This is a genomic window from Saccharopolyspora sp. NPDC002578, assembly GCF_053592695.1.
In genome coordinates this window covers 45781-64349 of record NZ_JBSFWJ010000036.1, presented here as the reverse complement: position 1 = coordinate 64349, position 18569 = coordinate 45781, and the positions used below count along the sequence as shown (strand labels likewise).

Annotated in this window: 16 protein-coding genes; 13 read left to right on the top strand and 3 right to left on the bottom strand. The window is 71.4% G+C overall.

Annotation, left to right across the window (positions count from 1 at the left end; genetic code table 11):
• Positions 1-324 precede the first annotated feature (324 nt).
• The 3 genes from gcl to allB all read left to right on the top strand — a co-directional run bounded on the left by gcl (position 325) and on the right by allB (position 4474).
• A complete protein-coding gene (gene gcl / locus ACWD38_RS18205) occupies positions 325-2007 on the top strand; it encodes a glyoxylate carboligase (RefSeq protein ID WP_246456955.1) in 1683 nt (560 codons plus the stop codon).
• A gap of 112 nt (positions 2008-2119) precedes the next feature.
• On the top strand, positions 2120-2779 hold the full coding sequence (locus ACWD38_RS18200; protein WP_184480331.1) for an FCD domain-containing protein: 660 nt from the start codon (positions 2120-2122) through the stop codon (positions 2777-2779).
• 324 nt (positions 2780-3103) lie between these two features.
• Complete coding sequence (gene allB, locus ACWD38_RS18195; RefSeq protein ID WP_184480329.1) at positions 3104-4474, top strand: allantoinase AllB; 1371 nt, start codon at positions 3104-3106, stop codon at positions 4472-4474.
• A 75-nt stretch (positions 4475-4549) separates the two neighbouring features.
• Here allB and ACWD38_RS18190 read toward each other — a convergent pair whose 3' ends face one another.
• Together ACWD38_RS18190 and ACWD38_RS18185 are read right to left on the bottom strand one after the other, a co-directional pair.
• A complete protein-coding gene (locus ACWD38_RS18190) occupies positions 4550-5155 on the bottom strand; it encodes a methyltransferase domain-containing protein (RefSeq protein ID WP_184480327.1) in 606 nt (201 codons plus the stop codon).
• 310 nt (positions 5156-5465) lie between these two features.
• Positions 5466-5918 carry an STAS domain-containing protein gene (locus tag ACWD38_RS18185; RefSeq protein ID WP_450124509.1) on the bottom strand — a complete coding sequence of 151 codons (453 nt, stop codon included), beginning with the start codon at positions 5916-5918 and terminating at the stop codon, positions 5466-5468.
• 372 nt (positions 5919-6290) lie between these two features.
• On the opposite strand from ACWD38_RS18185, the gene ACWD38_RS18180 reads away from it, so the two are divergent.
• Positions 6291-8102, top strand: a complete 1812-nt coding sequence (locus ACWD38_RS18180) for a thiamine pyrophosphate-requiring protein (protein ID WP_450124508.1) — start codon at positions 6291-6293, stop codon at positions 8100-8102.
• 332 nt (positions 8103-8434) lie between these two features.
• Positions 8435-8851, top strand: coding sequence for a CBS domain-containing protein (locus ACWD38_RS18175; protein ID WP_450124507.1), 417 nt, complete (start codon positions 8435-8437; stop codon positions 8849-8851).
• A 340-nt stretch (positions 8852-9191) separates the two neighbouring features.
• Here ACWD38_RS18175 and ACWD38_RS18170 read toward each other — a convergent pair whose 3' ends face one another.
• Positions 9192-9995 carry an IclR family transcriptional regulator gene (locus ACWD38_RS18170; protein WP_184480317.1) on the bottom strand — a complete coding sequence of 268 codons (804 nt, stop codon included), beginning with the start codon at positions 9993-9995 and terminating at the stop codon, positions 9192-9194.
• Between the two features lie 124 nt (positions 9996-10119).
• On the opposite strand from ACWD38_RS18170, the gene ACWD38_RS18165 reads away from it, so the two are divergent.
• The 8 genes from ACWD38_RS18165 (at position 10120) to ACWD38_RS18130 (ending at position 18567) form a co-directional block, all read left to right on the top strand.
• Positions 10120-11469 (top strand): NtaA/DmoA family FMN-dependent monooxygenase, encoded by a 1350-nt coding sequence (locus tag ACWD38_RS18165; RefSeq protein WP_450124506.1) that lies wholly within the window; start codon positions 10120-10122, stop codon positions 11467-11469.
• Positions 11466-12818 carry an acyclic terpene utilization AtuA family protein gene (locus ACWD38_RS18160; protein ID WP_184480313.1) on the top strand — a complete coding sequence of 451 codons (1353 nt, stop codon included), beginning with the start codon at positions 11466-11468 and terminating at the stop codon, positions 12816-12818. Before ACWD38_RS18165 ends, ACWD38_RS18160 begins: the two co-directional genes overlap by 4 nt.
• A complete protein-coding gene (locus tag ACWD38_RS18155; protein ID WP_184480311.1) occupies positions 12815-13126 on the top strand; it encodes a DUF4387 domain-containing protein in 312 nt (103 codons plus the stop codon). Before ACWD38_RS18160 ends, ACWD38_RS18155 begins: the two co-directional genes overlap by 4 nt.
• On the top strand, positions 13126-13626 hold the full coding sequence (locus ACWD38_RS18150) for a flavin reductase family protein (protein WP_184480309.1): 501 nt from the start codon (positions 13126-13128) through the stop codon (positions 13624-13626). Before ACWD38_RS18155 ends, ACWD38_RS18150 begins: the two co-directional genes overlap by 1 nt.
• A 198-nt stretch (positions 13627-13824) precedes the next feature.
• On the top strand, positions 13825-15222 hold the full coding sequence (locus ACWD38_RS18145; RefSeq protein ID WP_450124505.1) for an MFS transporter: 1398 nt from the start codon (positions 13825-13827) through the stop codon (positions 15220-15222).
• The gene (locus ACWD38_RS18140; protein WP_450124504.1) at positions 15219-16616 is read left to right on the top strand and encodes an MmgE/PrpD family protein; all 1398 of its coding nucleotides are present in this window, start codon (positions 15219-15221) and stop codon (positions 16614-16616) included. Before ACWD38_RS18145 ends, ACWD38_RS18140 begins: the two co-directional genes overlap by 4 nt.
• Positions 16613-17764, top strand: a complete 1152-nt coding sequence (locus ACWD38_RS18135; RefSeq protein ID WP_184480303.1) for a zinc-binding dehydrogenase — start codon at positions 16613-16615, stop codon at positions 17762-17764. The genes ACWD38_RS18140 and ACWD38_RS18135 overlap by 4 nt, the downstream gene beginning before the upstream one ends.
• Positions 17761-18567 carry an N-acyl homoserine lactonase family protein gene (locus ACWD38_RS18130; RefSeq protein ID WP_450124503.1) on the top strand — a complete coding sequence of 269 codons (807 nt, stop codon included), beginning with the start codon at positions 17761-17763 and terminating at the stop codon, positions 18565-18567. Before ACWD38_RS18135 ends, ACWD38_RS18130 begins: the two co-directional genes overlap by 4 nt.
• Positions 18568-18569: the final 2 nt, after the last annotated feature.

Genomic DNA, 18569 nt, shown 5'->3' with positions numbered 1-18569 from the left:
GGCTTCCTCGCTGCGGGATCGATTTCTGATGTATGTCCGATACACGGCGAAATCGCTGTCCTCGCGAGGAAGCCGCTGAGAACCCGCCGGTGGTCACCTTGCTCTAGCTGGTCACTGCTCAGCGGCTCCGCCGCTGACAAGAAACGGACCAGGAGCCATCCGCACGAACTCGCAGAGCAGCGGAAGCACGACCAGCACAGAAGAGAGACGAGTCGGCGGCTCCAATGCCGCCAAGCGATCAGTGCCGCCGACCCGTTCTGGCAGATGCGCGTCCGAAGCGCCACATCCGAGAGGAATTCCTACACCATGCCCAAAGTCCCTGTCATGCAGGCTGTGGTCGACGTCCTGGAATCCGAGGGAGTCGACACGGCGTTCGGTTGTCCCGGCGCCGCGATCCTCCCGCTGTACGCGGCGCTGGAACACCGCGACATCAAGCACCTCATCGTGCGCCACGAGGAGGGCGCCACCCACATGGCCGACGGGTGGGCGCGGACCAACGGGCGCGTCGGCGTCGCCATCGGCACCTCCGGCCCGGCGGGCACGAACATGATCACCGGCCTCTACACCGCGCAGGCCGATTCCATTCCGATGCTGTGCATCACCGGCCAAGCGGTGTCCTCGAAGCTGCACCAGGAGGCCTTCCAAGCGGTCGACATCGTGGAGATCGCCAAGCCCGTCACCAAATGGGCGGTGCAGGTCAAGGAAGCCGCCCAAGCACCGTGGATCTTCCGGGAGGCGTTCCGCACCGCCCGCTCCGGACGTCCCGGACCGGTCCTGATCGACCTGCCGCTGGACGTCCAGCAGCAGGAGATCGACTGGGACCCCGAGATCGACGCGCCGCTGCCCGTCGCCGCCGTGCACCCGCACCCGCCGCGGGTGGAGAAGGCGCTGGACATGCTGCTCGAAGCGGACCGGCCGCTGCTGCTGGCCGGGGGAGGGGTCCTGCTGGGAGACGCCCACGAGCAGCTGCGCGAGCTCGCCGAGCGGCTCGGCATCCCGGTGCAGACCACGCTGATGGGCAAGGGTTCGTTCCCGGAGGACCACGAGCTGTTCGCGGGGATGACCGGCATCCAGACCAGCCAGCGCTACGGCAACGAATCGTTCCTCGAATCCGATCTGGTGCTGGCGCTCGGCGCGCGGTTCGGCGACCGGCACACGGGCGCGCTGGAGGTCTACCGCGGGGCGCGCAAGTTCATCCATGTCGACATCGAGCCGACCCAGATCGGCAAGGTCTTCGGGCCCGACCTGGGCGTCGTGTCCGACACGGGCCTGTTCCTGACGGCGCTGCTGGAGGCGGTCGAGCGCCGCGGACCGACGAAGCGCTACGGCTCGTGGGCCGGGCGCGTCGGTGAGCTGAAGCGGACGTTGACCAGGCCCGACCACTACGACGCGGTGCCGATCAAGGCACCGCGGGTGTTCCGGGAGATCAACGCGCTGTTCGACCCGGACACCTACTTCGTCACCGCGATCGGGCTCTACCAGATCTGGTCCGGTCAGTTCCAGACCGCGCACAAGCCCCGCCACTACCAGGTGTGCGGGCAGGCGGGCCCGCTCGGCTGGGAGATCCCGGCGGCCATCGGCGTGAAGTCCGCCGAGCCCGGCGCGGAGGTGGCGGCGGTCGTCGGCGACTACGGCTTCCAGTTCCTCGTCGAGGAGCTGGCCGTGGCCGCGCAGTACGACATCCCGTTCGTGATCATCATGTTGAACAACGAGTACCTCGGGCTGATCCGGCAGGCGGAACTCGGGTACGAGATGAACACCGAGGTCGACATCCACTACGACACCCACGGCACCGACAACGTCAAGGTGATGGAGGCCTACGGCTGCTCCGGGCGGCGCGTGTTCGAACCCGGTGAGCTCGCGACGACGATCGAGTGGGCCCGCAAGGAGGCCGTGGCGACGAGCCGCCCGGTGCTGGTCGAAGTGATGATCGAACGGGAGGCGAACACCCCGCGCGGCATCCGGATCGACGCGATGATCGAACCCGAGGAGGTGCCGCTCGGCTGAGTTCCCCGGCCCGCGGGTGGTGACCGCACCCGCGGGCCGCGCCCGCCCCGCTGCGGGGATCACGCCGGGAGGACGCCTTACGCTGGTGGGCACAGCCGGCGAGGAGGAACTTGTGCCTGTGACAGAAGAGCCGGACGCGGAGGCGCGCGTCCCGCTGCGCGACCAGGTGTACGGCACGCTGCAGGCGCGGATCAGCGATGGTCACCTCCGTCCCGGTGACCGGCTGTTCGAGCAGGAGCTCGCCGCGGAGTTCGGCGTGTCCCGGGTGCCCGTCCGCGAAGCGATCCGGATGCTGCAGAGCGCGGGGCTGGTCGAGGTGCTGCCGCGGCGGCGCGGCGTGTTCGTCCGGAGCCTGGACCGGCGGCAGCTGGAAGAGCTCTTCGACGTCCGCGAGGCGTTGGAGGCGCTGGCCGCGAAGCTCGCGGCGCAGCTCAGCGACGCCGACGACGTGGGGCGGCTGGGGCGGCTGGCCGCGCAGGCGCGCGCCGCGCTGGACTCGTCGGACGTGGACGCCATGTCGGAGGCCAACACCGCGTTCCACGACGAGGTCATCGCGTTGTCCCGCAACGAACTCCTCACGTCGATGCTGGAACCGCTGCACGGCCGGTTGGCGTGGTTGTTCCGGGTGAACCCGGAGCCGGAGCGGGTGTGCGCCGAGCACGACGAGCTCTACGCCGCGGTCGCGGCGGGCGACGGCGCCCGCGCGTGGGAAGTCGCGCAACGCCATGTCCAAGCAAGCCGAACAATGGTCCTGCAGCGTATGACGTTCTGAATTTGTTCTTGCTTTGGCGAGGTGTCCGGGTGGCGGAACCTCAGCGGGCTTCTCGCTGCGGGATCTTTTTCCCAAGTGGCTCCGCCACGAGGGAAAAAGCTGTCCTCGCGAGAAGCCCGCTGAGAACCCGCGGGTGGTCGGGCTGCGTGCGTGGTCACTGCTCAGCGGCTTCGCCGCTGACAGGATCAAGGCGCGTTGGGGGTGGTTGGTCCCTTGACTCGGGCTCACCTCGCTTCTAGGTTGCGTATACGTGTAGATATACTTTCGTTCTGCGGAAAGTTTTGTCCGCTGGGCGGTGGGTGAGCGGGTTCAGGGAGGTGCCGCGTGGCCGAATCAGCCACCGGATCGGCGTTCGACGTGGTGTTCCGCGCGCATCGGCTCATCGGGCCGCACGGGGAGACGTCCGGCAGCGTCGGCATCCGGGACGGGCGCATCGCGGCCGTGGAACCGCTCGACGCGGCCCTCGACGCCGCCGAGGTCGTCGAACTCGCCGAGGACGAGGTCCTTCTGCCCGGTCTGGTCGACACCCACGTGCACGTCAACGACCCCGGCCGCACCGAGTGGGAGGGCTTCGAGACCGCCACCCGGGCCGCCGCCGAGGGCGGCATCACCACGCTCGTCGACATGCCGCTCAACAGCCTCCCGCCGACGATCGACGCCGCCGCCCTGGAGCTCAAGCGCGACACCGCGAGGCCCAAGGTCCACGTCGACGTCGGCTTCTGGGGCGGCGCCGTGCACGGCAACCTCGGTGAACTGCGGGAGCTGCACGAGTCCGGTGTCTTCGGCTTCAAGTGCTTCCTGCTGCACTCCGGCGTGGACGAGTTCCCGCCGCTGGGCCCGGCCGAGCTCGACGAGGCGCTGCAGCTGCTCGCCCGGCACGACGCGATGATGATCGTGCACGCCGAGGACTCCGACGCGATCGAGCACGCCCCGACCGCGCACGGCGAGGACTACGGCGGTTTCCTGAGCTCGCGGCCCCGCGGCGCGGAGAACGTCGCCATCGCGCAGGTCATCGAGCTCGCGCGTCGCACCGGTGCCCGCGTGCACATCCTGCACCTGTCGTCCTCGGACGCGCTGCCGATGATCGCCTCCGCGCGCGCCGACGGTGTCAAGATCACCGTCGAGACCTGCCCGCACTACTTGAGCTTCACCTCCGAGGAGATCCCCGACGGCGGCACCCAGTTCAAGTGCTGCCCGCCGATCCGCGAGGCGCGCAACCGCGAGCTGCTGTGGAAGGGGCTCGTCGACGGGATCATCGACTGCGTCGTGAGCGACCACTCGCCGTGCACGCCGGAGCTGAAGCGCTTCGACAGCGGCGATTTCGGCGTCGCCTGGGGCGGGGTGTCCAGCTTGCAGCTCGGCCTGTCCGCGGTGTGGACGCAGGCGCGGGTGCGCGGACGCGGCCTCGCCGAAGTGGTCGACTGGATGTCGCGCAAGCCCGCCGAGGTCGCCGGGATGCGCCGCAAGGGCGCCATCGCGGTCGGCCACGACGCCGACCTGTGCGTGTTCGCGCCGGACGACGCCTTCGTCGTCGACGTCGGCAAGCTGCGCCACCGCAACCCCGTCTCGCCGTACCACGGGCGTCCGCTGGCCGGGGTCGTGCGCGGAACCTGGCTGCGCGGGCGCCGCATCGTCGGCCCGGACGTCGAGACGACCGGCCCGCACGGCCGACTCCTCAACCGCGGCGACGCCTGAGGCCCACCGCCTGAGCGGTCGCTTTCCGCCGATGTCCCCAAGTTGCGGGGACATCGCGCGGTCGGGCGGAGCCGGTCAGCCGATGCGGTGAGCCGAGATCGCGCCGTGCGGTCGTGCTCCCGGATCCGCACGGGTGGTGTGGTCGACGACGGTGAAGCCCGCGTCCTCGATCGCGCGGCTGAGCACCTCGATCGGCCAGAAGTACGCGGTGGTGACCGCGTGGTCGAACGGCTCCAGCTCGGGGCCGTTGCAGAATCCGACGAGCAGTCCGCCGCCGGGCTCGACGACGCGGGCGAACTCGGCGAGCGCCGCCGGCATCCGGTCCGGGTGCAGGTGGATCAGCGAGTACCAGGCGAGGACGCCCGCGAGACCGGCGTCCGGGACGTCGAGCCGATCCGCGCGCCCCGCCCGGAACCGGACGTCGGGGAAGCGAACCCGGGCGCCGTCGAGGAATTCCGCTGTCGGATCGACTCCCGCGACGTCGATTCCCTGCTCGTGCAGCCAATGCGTCCAGTGGCCCGGTCCGCATCCCACGTCGAGGATCGGCCCGTCCGGCTGCGCGTGCGCCCAAGCGCCGATCAGGTCCTGGTCGGGGGCGGCGGTCGCTTCGATGTTCCCGAGGAGATCGGTGTACTCCGCGGCACGCTGCCCGTAGGCCGCACTCGCACGTTCGACAGTCACCCAGCGAATCCTTACAGACGCGCACCGCAAGCCCGATCCGGGTCCGCGCCAGGGAGGCGGCGGGTGGTTCGTCGCAGCAACTGATCTTCGCGACCGTTCTAGCGCCGACCGGAGTCCGTTGTCCCGGGCGCGGCCTGGACGTGGCAGGCGAGGGTGAAGTTGTTCAGGCTGCAGGGCAGCGGCTCGCTCGGGTCGAGAGTGCGGCGTTCACCGTGGTCTCGTCGGCCCTCGTCTCCTTCAGCGCGGGCCCCGGACGCCGCCCCGGCGAGAACGTCGTCGAGCTCACCGCGGGTACCTGAACCGCGGAACTTCAGCCGGTGGCGCGGAAACGCGTCGTGGCGGCTAGCGCGGCGGCGACGCTCGGGTAGGTCGGGACGGTGCCGGTCCAGCCCGCGGCGTGCAGCGCGCGGTCCACGCAGACCGGTCCGTCGACCAGGCGCAGCGCCGTGGAGCGGCTCGTGGCGCTCCGGTGCGCGTGGGCCAGCAGGCGCAGGCCGGTGACGCCGAGGAAGCGCAGCCCGGACAGATCGATGATCACGGTCTCGGCGTCCGAGGACAGTCGCAGAGCCAGCAGTTCGTGCAGGCGCGGAGTGGTCTCGGCGTCGAGCTCGCCCGCCACGTGCACCACGGCGGCTGCACTGGTGGGGCGGGACGATTCCAGCTCCAGGGAAGCCGGGGGAGAAGCGGCGGCCACCGGCTCGCCGATAGGCCCGCGAGCGGTGCCGGTCCCGGTGGTGGTCTCGTGCGGGAAGAAAGCGGTCACGACTGCCTCCTTGACGGTGGGGCAGCCAACGAAGGAAACAGACGATCCCGTAACGACATCATCGTCTCGCGCCGTGCGCACCGCGCGGGACGTCGAATCCCGAAGTGAGAACCGACGCGAACACTCCGATCAGGCTGTCGCGTTCGTTCAGGCGGGCCGGGTGCTCGGCGTGCCCGCTCACCACGCGGATGTGCCGCCGCGGCGCCGACGTCGCCGGGCAGCGGTCCGGCCACCGCACTGCGGGCCGAGCGCGCGGGACCGTGCATGTGTAGCTCCCCGAGCGCGCGGGTAAGCACTGATCACGACCCGCCGGCCGCGCGCTCCGAGCGGAGGTTCTTGCGGCCGGCCGCGAACGAGGAGGCCAAGACACCCGTGAGTGCTCCGACCACCGTCGCCGACCACATCCTCGCCCGCCTGGCCGAGTGGGGCGTGCACCGCTACTACGGCTATCCCGGGGACGGTATCGGCGGGATCTTCACCTCGCTGCGGACCCGCGAGTCCGCCGAGTTCGTCCAAGTGCGCCACGAGGAGACCGCGGCGTTCGCGGCCTGCGCCGACGTCAAGTACGGCGGCAGCGCGATCGGATGCTGCGCGGTGACCAGCGGACCGGGCGCGATCCACGCGCTCAACGGGCTCTACGACGCGAAGCTCGACAACCAGCCGGTCGTCGCGCTGCTCGGACACACCGCGCAGACCGCGCTCGGCGGCGGCTACTACCAGGAAGTCGACCTGCTGAGCCTGTACAAGGATGTCGCGGGCGCGTACTGCGAGCAGCTCGCGGTGCCCAGCCAGGTGCGCCACCTCGTCGACCGGGCCTGCCGCACGGCGTTGGCGCAGCGCACGGTGACCGCGCTCGTGCTGCCCAGCGACGTGCTCGAAATGGAGGCGGTCCCGGAGCCGCCGCACGAGCACGGCTACTACCGGACGTCGTCGGTGCCGAGCTCGTCGATCACCACACCGGACCCGGTGGCGCTGCGCGAAGCGGCCGAGGTGCTCGACTCGGGGGAGAAGGTCGCGATCCTGGCGGGAGCGGGTGCTCTCGGCGCGAGCGACGAACTCACCGCAGTGGCGCAGCGGCTGGGCGCGGGGGTCGCGAAGGCCCTGCTGGGCAAGACCGCGCTCGACGACGCCCTGCCGTGGGTGACCGGTCCGATCGGGCTGCTCGGCTCCACGGCGAGCTGGCACCTGATGCGCGAGTGCGACACGTTGCTGATCGTCGGTTCGACCATGCCCTACACCGAGTTCTACCCCGCGCCCGGCCAAGCGCGGGCGGTGCAGATCGATGTGGACGGCACGCGGTGCGGGACCCGCTACGACACCGAGGTCAACCTGGTCGGCGACGCCGCCACCACCTTGGAGGCGCTGCTGCCGTTGCTGCGCGAGCGGACGGATCGCGGCTGGCGGGAGCACGTGGAGACGTGGACCCGGCGCTGGGATTCCTACAGCGAGGCGCGGGCGACCGCGGACACCTCCGGCCTCAACCCCGAGTTCGTGGTGCGCGAGCTGTCCGCGCGGCTGCCCGACGACGTCATGGTCTCCGCCGACTGCGGCACCGCGACGAGCTGGTACGCGCGCACGCTGGAGATGCGGCCGGGGATGCTGGGCAGCGTGTCCGGCACCCTGCTGTCGATGGGCGGCGGTCTGCCCTACGCGCTCGCGGCTAAGTTCGCGCACCCGGAGCGTCCCGTGGTCGCCCTCGTCGGGGACGGTGCCATGCAGATGAACGGGGTCAACGAGCTCATCACCGTCGCGAAGTACTGGCGGGAGTGGGCGGATCCGCGCTTCGCGGTGCTCGTGCTGTCCAACGACGACCTCTCCTACGTCACGTGGGAAACGCGGGCGATGCTGGGGGACAAGCCGTTCCCCGACGCCCAGCACCTGCCCGAGGTGCCGTACGCGAAGTGGGCGGATCTGCTGGACCTGCGCGGAATCCGGGTGGACGCGGCGGAGCAGGCCGGTGCCGCGTGGGACGCGGCGCTGACCGCGGACCGCCCGACCGTGATCGACGCCCAGGTCGACGCGGCCGTTCCGATGATCCCGCCGCACGTGACGGTGTCGCAGGCGCTGAACACGGCCCGTTCCCAGCTGGCCGGTGATCCCGACGCGTTGCGGATCATCGCCGACGGCATCCGCGAGACCGTGGGAGCGAAGGCCCGCTCGGTGCTCCAAGCCCCGAGCCCGTGAACGCACGGACGACTGAGCACAATGGACTGACAGGTCGACGCGCGGCCGTCCGTTTCCCGGTCGAACCGCGCCACGCCCGATTCAACTCCTCGCAATTTCGCGAGAAATTGCGACATCCTCGACTCGGGTCCAGTTGTTATTCGTACTGGTGGCGCGGCCTTTTCGGGTGCGTTCTCGGGGGTGTGGGTCGCAAACTTCTCGCGAAATTGGAGCAGAGGCCCGCAGGTGCGGGGTTTCTCGGGCGGGGAGGTTTGGGGGCTCGGTCAGCGGGCACCCGAAGGGCCGACCACCGTTGACGTTGCGGACCCACGCAGGATTGAGGTGCTGACGCGATGACCACCGCACGGGATATCATGACCGCACAACCCGAATGCGTCGCGACCGACGACAGCCTGGCCTTGGCGGCGCAGCAGATGCGCAGGCTCGGAGTGGGTGCGCTCCCGATCTGCGGGCCCGACCAGAAGGTCAAGGGCGTGCTCACCGACCGCGACATCGTCGTGCGCGGCCTGGGCACCGGCAAGGACCCCGGTCAGACGAACTCGGGCAGCTTCAACGACGGTGAGGCCGTGACGATCGGCGCCGACGACTCCGTCGACGATCTGCTCGACGTGATGATCGAGCACCAGGTCAAGCGCCTGCCGGTGATCGACGGATCCAAGCTGGTCGGCATGGTCTCGATCGCCGACGTGGCCCGGAACCTCCCGCACCCCGACGCCGGCCGACTCGTTGACGCGCTGTCGATGGCCTGACCCGGCCCCCACCCCGCCGCCCCGGCCCTGAACCAGGACCGGGGCGGCGATGCGCGAAAAGCAGAAAACCGTTCCACCTCAACAACTTCCGGACAATCCGCCGAGGCGCGGCACGACAAGGGTCCTTGCAGAAAGATCTTTTGATCGGTGCCCTGTCGGCGGCGAAGCCGCTGAGCGGTGACCGGCTTGAGCAAGAAGACCACCGGCGGGTTCTCAGCGGCTTCCTCGCGAGGACAGCTTTTTCCCTCGTGGCGGAGCCACTTGGGAAAAAGATCCCGCAGCGAGGAAGCCACTGAGGTTCCGCTGAGCGACCCGCTACGAAGGCCACCCGCGAGAAACCTCAATCCGGCAGCAGGTTCTGCACGGTGACGTCCAGCGGGGTGAGGCGGGCCGAGGAGTTCGGTCCGAGGAACGCCGCGAGCCGCGGCGCCAGGTCGGCGCACGCGGCCCGCAGCGGGTCGACGAGCCGCAGCAGCGCGCGCTCCGGCAGGCGCTTCTCGTGCCCGGCGATGGAGATCGATCCGATCGCCCGGCCGCTGTCCGGGTCGAAGATCGGGGCCGCGATGCCGTTGAGCGCGGGGTGGTTGTCGCTGAACGACAGCGCGTACCCGGTCTCGCGGATCCGGGCCAGCAGCGCGTCGAGGCCGTTGCGCTTGGGCGTGCCGTCGCCGCGCAGCACTTCGCGGGCCTGATCGTCGGGCAGGAACGCCAGGATCGACGTGCCCCCGCAGCCGGAGGTCAGCGGGGAGCGCTCCCCGACGGTGCTGCCGAGCCGGTCGGGGTTGTGCGGCGGATCCTCCGACATGATCACCACGCGGTGCGTCCCGCTGCGCAGGTGCAGGTGCGTCGTCTCCGAGGCGCTCGCTGCCAACCGGGCCATCGCGGGCCTCGCCAGCCGCAGCAGCGCCGGTCGGGGGCCGATGAGCGAGGACAGCGCCACGGCGCGGCTGCCGACGCGGTAGCCGCTGCGGCCGACGTGGTCGACGTAGCCCTCGTCCTGGAGCACCCGCAGCGACCGGTAGGCCTTGGACTTGCTCAACCCCGCCTTGGCCGCCACCACGTCCAGGTTCGCCGGTTGTTCCAGACCGGCCAGCGCCTCCAGCACGTGCAGCACGCGCGCCGGCCCGGAGAGCTCGTCGTCCATCCCGCCACCCTCGTTGGTTGCAGATGCTGTCACTCCGCTTGGTGATGCTGCCACGGCTCGCCGACGCTGTGAATCCACCGGGCCCGCCGGGCAGGCCGGGCGCAGAGCAGATCCAGGAGTGTTGATGACGAGCTCACGGCGGAACATGGCGCTGATCGCGTTCCTCCAGGCGCAGAACTGTTCCAACTACGTCGGTTCGTGGCGCGCACCGGGTTCGGCGAGCGATTTCCTGACCGCGGACTACTTCACGCGGATCGCGCGCACCTTGGAGCACGGCGGGTTCGACCTGGCGTTCTTCGACGACCGGCTGGCGATGCCGGACATCTACGGCGGCAGCCACGAACTGGCGGTCCGGCACGGTATCCGCTCGGTCAAGATGGATCCGACGGTGGTGATGCTGGCGATGGCCATGGCCACCCGGCACCTCGGCGTCGCCGCGACCTACTCCACGACCTACTACGAGCCGTTCCACGTCGCCCGGCACTTCGCCACCGCGGACCTGATGACCGGCGGGCGCACCGCGTGGAACATCGTCACCTCGCTCAACGACTCGGAGGCGGCGAACTTCGGGCGCACCGAGCACCTCGACCACGACCTGCGCTACGAGCGGGCCGACGAGTTCGTCGACATCGTCACCCGCATGTGGGGCAGCTGGGAGTCCGACGCGCTGATCCTCGACAAGCGCAGCGGCGAGTTCGCCGACCCCGCCAAGGTCCACCGGTTGGAGCACGAGGGCGAGTTCTTCACCTCGCACGGGACGTTCCCGGTGCCGCGCTCGCCGCAGGGCAGGCCGGTGCTGCTGCAGGCGGGGGCGAGCGGGCGCGGCCAGGCGTTCGCGGCCCGCTGGGCGGACGTGATCTTCACGCACTTCGCGAACGTGGAATCCGGCGCCCGCACCTACACCCGGCTGCGGCAAGGGGTCGAGGACGCCGGTCGCGATCCGGACTCGGTGGTGATCGCGCCGCTGATCAACGTGGTGACGGCGGAGACGGCGGAGCTGGTGGAGCGCAAGCAGGCGATGCTCGAAGGTCTCGCGCGCGACGAGGACGGGCTGGCGCTGCTGTGCGAGGCGCTCAACACCGACTTCGGCAAGCGCCCCTACGAGGAGCCGTTCACCGACGCGGAACTGCGCGCGATGTCCTACCAGGGGCTGCGCGACCGCGTGATCACGTTGAGCGGCAAGGAGAATCCGTCGGTGCGGGACTTCGTGGAGTTCTCCGGGCGCGGCAGGCTCCGCGAGGCCGAGATCGTGGCGGGCACCCCGGACGTCGTCGCCGACCGGCTGGAAGAGCTCCACGGCACCTGCGGCGACGGTTTTGTGATCGCCGCCGCCTCGGTGCCCGGCAGCTACGACGACTTCTCGCGGCTGATCACGCCGGAGCTGCGGCGGCGCGGGCTGGTCGGGCAGGACTACGCCGCGGACACGCTGCGCGGCAACCTCGGGTTGCCGATGCCCGCGGAGGTCGCGGTATGAGCGGCGAGGTCACCGTCCTGACGCCGACGGGCATGCTCGGCTACGGCTACCGGGAAGCGGACTTCGAGTCCTGCGTGCGCGCGGGAGTGGACGCGATCGTCGTCGACTCGGGTTCCACCGATCCGGGGCCGTCGATGCTGGGGCTCGGGCACACCCTGGTCACCGAGGAGTCCTACCTGCGGGACCTGCGGCCGATGGTGCGCGCGGTGCACCGGCACCGGATTCCGCTGCTGATCGGCTCGGCCGGTGGGGCCGGCACCGACGAGCAGGTGGACCAGATGGTCGAGCTGCTGCGCCGGATCGCCGTGGAACAGGGCATCGCGCTGCGCGTCGCGGCGATCTACTCGCAGCTGCCGCGCTCGGTGGTCCGGGAACGGTTGGCGCAGGGCAGGATCGAACCGAACGCGCGCGGCGAACTGCCCTCTGAGTCCGATGTGGACTCGTCGGAGGCCGTGGTGGCGCAGATCGGCGCCGAACCGTTCGAAGCGGCCCTGTCCGGGCCGGTGGACGTGGTCGTCGCCGGACGCGCCTACGACCCCGCGCCGTACGCGGCGTTCCTCGTGCCGCGCGGCATCGAACCGGGAATCGCCTGGCACATCGGCAAGATCCTCGAATGCGGCGGTGTCTGCGCGGAGCCGAAGGGCGGCGGTGCGCTGGCGACGGCGCGCGCGGACTCCTTCGACATCAAGCCGATGGGACCGGAGCAGCGGTGCACTCCGCTGTCGGTGGCCGCGCACACGCTCTACGAGAACAGCAGGCCCGACCTGCTCGCCGGCCCGGGCGGCGTGCTCGACGTCGGCGGCTGCGCGTACGAGCAGCTCGACGAGCGCACGGTGCGCGTCAGCGGCAGCAGGTTCGAGCCCACACCGCGACGGCTGATCAAGGTGGAGGGGGCCGCGATCACCGGGCACCGGTGCATCTTCATCGGCGGGATCCACGACCCCGTGCTCATCGGGCAGCTGGACGACTTCCTGGCGCGCGTCGAAGCGGAAACCGCCGAGCTCCACCCGGAACTTGCGGCCGGGTCCGCGAGCGTGCGGTTCCACGTCTACGGCCGGGACGCGGTGATGGGGCAGCGGGAACCGAACCCGGTGCCGGGCCACGAAGTCGGCATCCTCGGCGAGGTCGTCGCGGAGACCCCGGAAGCGGCCAAGGCGATCTGCACCAGCGCGCGGATCGGGGTGCTGCACCTGAACTACCCCGGTCAGCTCGCCACCGCGGGCAACCTGGCGCTGCCCCTGACCCCGCTGGACAACCCGATCGGACCGGTGTGCGCGTTCAGCCTCTACCACTTGATGGAGGCCGACGGGCTGGAGCACGCCGTGGTGCGCGAGGAGGTGGGCGCATGACCGCCCTGCGCGAGCTGGCGAAGGTGATCCGCAGCAAGAACGCCGGACCGCACGAGATCACCTTCGACGTGATGTTCACCGACGAAGCGACCTTCGCACGCGTCCGCGACAGCGGCGTGCTCACCCCCGAACGCCTCGCGCGGCTCTACCGGGCGGACGTCTCGCACGTGCGGGTGTGCACGTTCTTCGCACCCGCGCTGGCGTTCAAGCTCACCCTGGTCCGCTTCGGCGACCAGGGCGGCGCGGGCGAGCGCGACACCTTCGGCGCGCAGCAGCACGCCCCGCTGCTCGACGTGGAGGTGCCGTGATGGGCGGGCCGCGGCTGCGCCCGGTCGCGGATCCCACCGGGCTGCGGCAGGTGTTCGGCACCGTGCCCGCCGGGGTGCTGGCCGTGTGCGGGCTGGACGGCGAGGTCCCGGTGGGCATGGCGGCGAGCAGCTTCACCTCGGTGTCGCTGGACCCGCCGCTGGTGTCGGTGTGCGTGCAGCGCACCTCGACGACGTGGCCGGTGCTGGCCGGGCTGCCGCGCCTCGGGCTGAGCGTGCTCGGCGCGGGGCAGGACGAGCTGTGCCGCCGCCTGTCCGCGCGCGGCGTGGACCGGTTCGCCGGGACGCGGTGGAGCTCGACCGGCGGGGGAGCGGTCCACGTCGACGACGCGGTCGCCTGGTTCGAGTGCGCCCCGCACGACGACCTGCCCGCGGGCGACCACCGGATCGTCCTGCTCCGGGTCCTGGCCACCGCGACCGTTCCGGCCGCCGAACCGCTCGTGTTCCACGGCGGGAAGTACCGATCGCTGTCGATCGGCTGAGGGCCCGCGTTGATCGTGGCCCGCGCGGCGGGGCGGGTGCCGAGCCGGTCGCCGCTCGGCGGTTCCGCCGCTGACGGGACGGCGCTCGACGATGCCGTTCACCCCGAACGGGGAACGCGCCACCCGACCGATCTCGAAAGGCCCTGACGCGTTCCTCGACGAAACCGCTGGTGTTCTTCCCGTGCTCAAAGGAGAGTCATGGACAGCACTGCTGACGCCGCACCCGCGGCCCCCGACGAACGGCGCGTGCTCGTCGCGCGCCTGGACCGGTTGACGAAGACGACCCGCACGCACCGCACCTGGATGGTGCTGTTGGGCAGCCTGTTCATCGCCGACCTGGCCGACCTCAACGTCCTGTCCTACGCGGCACCGGCGATCCGCGAGCAGTGGGACCTGTCGGTGGCGCAGGTCGGCCACCTCACCTCGCTGTCGTTCATGGGCATGTTCTTCGGCGCGATCGTCGGCGGGCGGCTCGCCGACCGGTTCGGCCGCCGCCGCGTCGTGATCACGGCGACGCTCTTCTACTCGGTGGCGTCGATCCTGTGCGCGCTCGCCCCGAACCTCGCGCTGCTCGGCGTGTTCCGGCTGCTCAGCGGACTCGGCGTGCAGGCCGTGACCGGGGTGCTGATCGTCTACGTGGCCGAGATGTTCCCGCAGCACAAACGCGGGCGGATCCAGGCGTTCATGCTCGGCATCGGGCTGCTGGGCGTGCCGTTCATCGCCGGTGCCGCGCGGCTGCTGGTGCCGATCGGCCCGGACTCGTGGCGCTGGACGTTCGTCGTCGCCGCCGTCGGGATCGTCCCGGCGATCGCGGCCTGGTTCAAGCTGCCGGAGTCGGCTCGCTGGCTGCTGGTCCAGGACCGCGAAGCCGAAGCCGACGTGATCATCACGAAGTTGGAGCGGGAAGCGGGCCTCACACCCGACCAGGACGTCGTGCTCGACGCCGAGCCGGTGCGGGGCCGCTCGCGGGTGCCCGTCACCGAACTGCTCCGCGGTCGCACCCGCAAGATCACGATCGTGGCCTCGCTGGTGATGGTCTTCGACATCCTCGGCTTCTACGGCTTCAACGCGTGGGTGCCGACGCTGCTGGTCGAGCAGGGCTACAGCCACGAGACCACGCTGACCATCACCACGATCTTCGCCATCGGGCCGTTCGCCGGCGCGTTCGCCGGGATGCTGGTGGCCGACCGCTGGGAGCGCAAGACCGTCAGCCTGGTGCTGGCCGCGGTCAGCGGCGCCGCGATCGTCGTGTTCGCCGTCAGCGGTGAGCTGTGGCTGGTGGTGCTCGGCGGGTTCGTCGCCACCGTGCTGCTGCAGACCAACACCGCCGTGATCTACAGCTATCTGCCCGAGGTGTTCCCGACCGCGCTGCGCGGTGCGGGCGCCGGGCTGGCCAACGGGATGGGGCGGCTCGCGGGCACCGTCAACGGCGTGCTGATCGCCGCGGTGTTCGCGTTCGCAGGGTTCAGCGGCGCGTTCGTCGCCGCCGCGCTGTTCATCCTGTGCGAAGGCCTCGTCATCTTCTTCTTCGGCGAGCGGACCACGGGCCGCCGCCTGGCCGACACCGTCGATCACCCGGAGGAGCAGCGCGCATGACCGCACCGCAGACGTTGTCCGCCCGCATGGCCGAATTCGTCTCGGCCACGACCTTCGACGACATCCCCGACGCGGTGCTCCACGATGCCCGCAACCACGTCCTCGACGCGCTCGGCAGCGCGCTCGGCTCGTCGGCGATGAACTTCGGCGACGCCGTGCACACCGCCGCCCAGCGCCTCGGCTCGGGCCAGGAGGCGCACGCCGTCGGATACGGCACCGCGCTGCCCGCTCCGTCGGCGGCGCTGGTCAACGGCACGCTGATCCACGGCTTCGACTTCGACGACACCCACGTCGGCGCCGTCTACCACGCCACCGCGCCCGCGCTGGCGGGCGCGCTCGCGGCGGCGGAGGAGGCCGGGGCGAGCGGCAGGCGGCTGCTGCTGGGCTACGTGCTCGGCATGGAGATCGGCTGCCGGATCGCGGAGGCCGGGGCCGGGCGGTTCCACGCCCGCGGCTTCCACCCCACCGGCATCGCCGGGACGTTCGCCGCCGCGTGCGCGGCCGCGAGCATCCGAGGCGTCGCACCGGAGACCGTGCGCAACGCGCTCGGGCTCTGCGGGAGCCAGGCCGGTGGGCTGCTGGAGATCCGCAACTCCTGGCTCAAGCGCGTGCACCCCGGCTGGGCGGCGCACTCCGGGCTGATCGCGCTCACCCTCGCCGAGTCGGGGTTCAGCGGCCCGGTGACGGTGTTCGAGGGGACCAAGGGCCTGTTCGCCACGCACCTCGGGTTCGTCCCCGACGCGGCGGGACTCGGGCTGGACACCCTCGGCGAGCGCTGGATGACCGCGGAGACCGCCTACAAGCCCTACCCGTGCTGCCACTTCACCCACGCCTTCGCCGACGCCGCCTTCCAGGTGCTCGACGAGCTCGGGGTCGCCACGGTGCGGGCCGCCGACGTCACCCGGATCGTCTGCCCCACCTCGCCGGGCGTGATGCCGGAGGTGACCGAACCGGCCGCGGTGAAGATCGCGCCCGCCACCACCTACGACGCCATGTTCAGCGTGCAGTACGCGGTGGCGAGCGTGCTGGTGCGCGGCAGGCTGGACCTCGCGACCTTCTACGACGACCCGCTCGACGACCCGGAGGTGCTGGCCGTGGCGCGGCTCGTCGAGTGCCCGCCCGACCCGGACAGCGACTACCCCGCGCGCTTCCCCGGCGAGGTCCGGCTGCACCTCGGGGACGGCCGGGAGATCACCCGCCGCGTCACGGCGAGCCGGGGCACGCCGGGAAACCGCTTCACCGACGAGGACGTGATGGCGAAGTTCCTCGGCAACGCGACCCGCAGAACGTCCCGCGAGCAGGCGGAAACGGTCGCGCGGACCGTGCGGGGACTCGGCGTCGAGTCCGATGTGGACTCACTGGTGACGTCGCTGGACGCGGAGGTGCGGCGGTGAGCACGACGATCAGCGCGGCGGTGCTGCGCGGAGAACCGGGCCCCGAACCGGACTTCGCGCGGTTGTCCGTCGAACAGGTGCGGCTCGACGAACCCGGCGACGGCGAAGTGCTGGTGGACGTGCACTTCGCGTCGCTGTGCCACTCCGACCTGTCGGTGCTGACCGGCGATCGGCCCCGGCCGCTGCCGATGGTGCTCGGGCACGAGGCCGCCGGGGTCGTGGCGCGCACCGGCCGATCGGTGACGGAAGTGTGCCCCGGTGATCCCGTGGTGTTCACCTACGTCGCGTCCTGCGGGCGGTGCGGGTTCTGCCGCGACGGCCGCCCGGTGCTGTGCTCGCGGGCCCACGCGGGCAACACCGCGGGCGAGCTCGCGGCGGGCGGACGCCGGTTGCGCGACGCGGACGGGGAACCGGTGCACCACCACCTCGGCGTGTCCGCGTTCGCGGAGCGGGCCGTGGTGGACGCCGCCTCGGTCATCCCGGTACCGGCGGGAACGGACCTGCGCACCGCGTCCCTGCTCGGGTGCGCGGTCAGCACCGGAGTGGGCGCGGTGGTCAACGCGGCCCGGGTCGGACTCGGCGAGTCGGCGGCGGTGTTCGGCTGCGGCGGGGTGGGGCTGGCGGCGGTGCTCGGACTGCGCGCCGTCGGAGCCGCGCCGATCATCGCCGTCGATCGCCACGACGCGCACCTGGAACGGGCGTTGGAACTCGGGGCCGACCTGGCCCTGCACGCGGACGAGTCGACCGCGGAGCGGATCAGGGAGGCCACCGGCGGCGGAGCGCACCACGCGTTCGAAGCCGCCGGTGCCGTCGCCGCGGTGGAATCGGCGTACCGCGGCCTGCGCCGGGGCGGCAGGCTCACCATGGTCGGCCTGGCGAACCCGGCGGCGCGCTGGCCCGTTCCGCCCGCCGAACTCGTCGCGCACGACGTCACCGTCTCCGGCAGCTACCTCGGCTCCGGCGTGCCGCGGCGCGATGTGCCCCGCTACGCCGCGCTGCACGGCGCGGGCCGGTTGCCGGTCGACCGGCTCGCGGCGTCCACCTCGATCCCGCTGTCCGAGGTCGCCGAAGGCATGGCGCGGCTGCACGCCGGGTTCCCCGGTCGCATCGTCATTGACATCGCCGCGAGAGGAGCACGATCGGCATGACCTACCGCCTCTACGCCCTGCGCTACGGCATCGGGCACCGGACGGCGCCGGAGAACTACGCGCCGACCCCGGGGTTCCGGTACCCGGAGACCGACCAGTCGCTGCACTGCTTCTGCTGGCTCGCCGTCTCCGACGAGCACGTCGTCCTCGTCGACGTCGGCGCCGACGAGGCCACGGCGCGCCGGCGCGGCATCGACTACGAGCGCGACCCCGCGGAGTCGGTGCGCCGGCTCGGCCTCGACCCGGCGGCGATCACCGACGTGGTGCTCACCCACCTGCACTGGGACCACGCCGGGAACCTCGGAGCCTTCCCGAACGCGACGTTCCACGTGCGGGAGGCCGAACTCGCCTACGCCACCGGACCGTCGATGGCGCACCGCTTCCTGCGCCGCCCGTACGACGCGGACAAGGTCTGCGAGCTAGTCGCCCTGCTGCACCGCGGGCGGGTGCGGCTGCGCGAAGGCGAGTACGAGGTCGCCCCCGGCGTCACGGTGCACCCCGCGGCGGGCCACACGCCGGGCTCGCAGGCGGTGCGGGTCCCGACCGCGCGCGGCCCCGTCGTGCTCGCCTCCGACGCCCGGCACTACCTGGACAACCGCGTCGGCGGCGACTCCCCCGACGGCGCGCCGTTCTCGGTGGTGGTGCGGACCGACGACTACTGCGACACGTCCGTGCGCCTCGACGCGCTCGCCCCCGGCCAGGTCGTCCCGGGCCACGACCCGGCGGTCTCCCGCCACTACCCGCGGGCCCTGCCCGACGACCCGCTGATCCGCAGGCTGGACGTGGCACCGACGGCGGGGTGAGA

What these genes read in the sequence shown, in the direction of transcription:
- ACWD38_RS18130 (WP_450124503.1), top strand. Translation starts at nt 17,761, where the DNA reads ATGACCTACCGCCTCTACGCCCTGCGCTACGGCATCGGGCACCGGACG.
- ACWD38_RS18175 (WP_450124507.1), top strand. Translation starts at nt 8,435, where the DNA reads ATGACCACCGCACGGGATATCATGACCGCACAACCCGAATGCGTCGCG.
- ACWD38_RS18170 (WP_184480317.1), bottom strand. Translation starts at nt 9,995, where the DNA reads ATGGACGACGAGCTCTCCGGGCCGGCGCGCGTGCTGCACGTGCTGGAG.
- ACWD38_RS18150 (WP_184480309.1), top strand. Translation starts at nt 13,126, where the DNA reads ATGGGCGGGCCGCGGCTGCGCCCGGTCGCGGATCCCACCGGGCTGCGG.
- ACWD38_RS18145 (WP_450124505.1), top strand. Translation starts at nt 13,825, where the DNA reads ATGGACAGCACTGCTGACGCCGCACCCGCGGCCCCCGACGAACGGCGC.
- ACWD38_RS18140 (WP_450124504.1), top strand. Translation starts at nt 15,219, where the DNA reads ATGACCGCACCGCAGACGTTGTCCGCCCGCATGGCCGAATTCGTCTCG.
- ACWD38_RS18165 (WP_450124506.1), top strand. Translation starts at nt 10,120, where the DNA reads ATGACGAGCTCACGGCGGAACATGGCGCTGATCGCGTTCCTCCAGGCG.
- ACWD38_RS18155 (WP_184480311.1), top strand. Translation starts at nt 12,815, where the DNA reads ATGACCGCCCTGCGCGAGCTGGCGAAGGTGATCCGCAGCAAGAACGCC.
- gcl (WP_246456955.1), top strand. Translation starts at nt 325, where the DNA reads ATGCAGGCTGTGGTCGACGTCCTGGAATCCGAGGGAGTCGACACGGCG.
- ACWD38_RS18160 (WP_184480313.1), top strand. Translation starts at nt 11,466, where the DNA reads ATGAGCGGCGAGGTCACCGTCCTGACGCCGACGGGCATGCTCGGCTAC.